This is a genomic window from Priestia sp. BR_2 (genome assembly GCF_041954005.1).
In the GTDB taxonomy this organism is placed as follows: Bacteria; Bacillota; Bacilli; order Paenibacillales; family Paenibacillaceae; genus Paenibacillus_AQ; species Paenibacillus_AQ lautus_A.
This window is the reverse complement of record NZ_JAVFHM010000097.1, coordinates 1-961: the sequence shown is the minus strand read 5'-3', so window position 1 is coordinate 961 and position 961 is coordinate 1. Positions and strand designations below refer to the sequence as shown.

Here is a 961-nt window from a genome sequence, read left to right as displayed (position 1 = left end):
AAAGTCTCCTTAAATTAAAATATTTTACCATTTAAATATTTTAATGGTATTAGAGAATGGAAGCAATTTAATTCACTCGACAAAATATGACAAAAGAATTATATTTATGGATAATATATAAGAATTAAGACCTAAATATAGGTGGCGAAAAAAGATTAATTTATAATGGTAACGATAAAAACAAATTTTTCTCTTCATTTTTTCTAAATTGAGATAGAATAGAAATGAAGAATTTTACCAATTGTTAGAGAGAAGAGTATTGAGCTAAAATGTTTCCATTTGGCCAAGAAATAAAAGGAGATACGAATGAAACAATCGATTAATGAGTTAACCCTTGAACTTCAAAACTTTTATCAGCTTGTAGTAACATGTCACGGAGAACACAAACATACAAAAGTGTCGTATTACTTAATCAAAGATCAAGAAGTCATTGAAAAGATTCGGTATTCTAGAAATCATTCACATACGTTTAACTTACATGAACGAGGAAGATATAGAGTAAAAGTCTTTATCCGAAATGCTGAAGGAGAAAGAACAATAAAAAACAGCGAAGATTTTCGCTACAAAGATTTTGAAACGAAAGATCACCCAGTCTACCAACAGAAAATGTATTCCATCGTAGGTGTCCACCGAAACGCAGCTTTTATTAAACTATTGATGGAAAAGCATAATACAATTAGAAGTTTTATTGATCCTACCAATCAATACTGCGGCCAAACTTTTTTTGACCTTCCAGTTGAAAGCCTTGAAGACATTAAAGGACAAAACGTTACGTTAGTTGCTTTAGAAGGTCTTGAACTAGACGACTATCAAACGGAGAGCTATACCTTAAAAGTAAGTGAAACAAATATACTGACAAATAGCTTACATCGCTTCTTAGCAATGGATCTTTACAAGTTATCCAGAACCTTTTATGAAAATGGATTAACAAAAGGAGCAGAATATGTAAAAGACTTTATTC

The 961-nt window shown here is 30.7% G+C and carries 1 pseudogene; it reads left to right on the top strand.

The window, feature by feature from the left end:
- Positions 1-306: 306 nt before the first annotated feature.
- A pseudogene (locus tag RB298_RS02645) lies at positions 307-961 on the top strand (hypothetical protein); the annotation flags it as partial.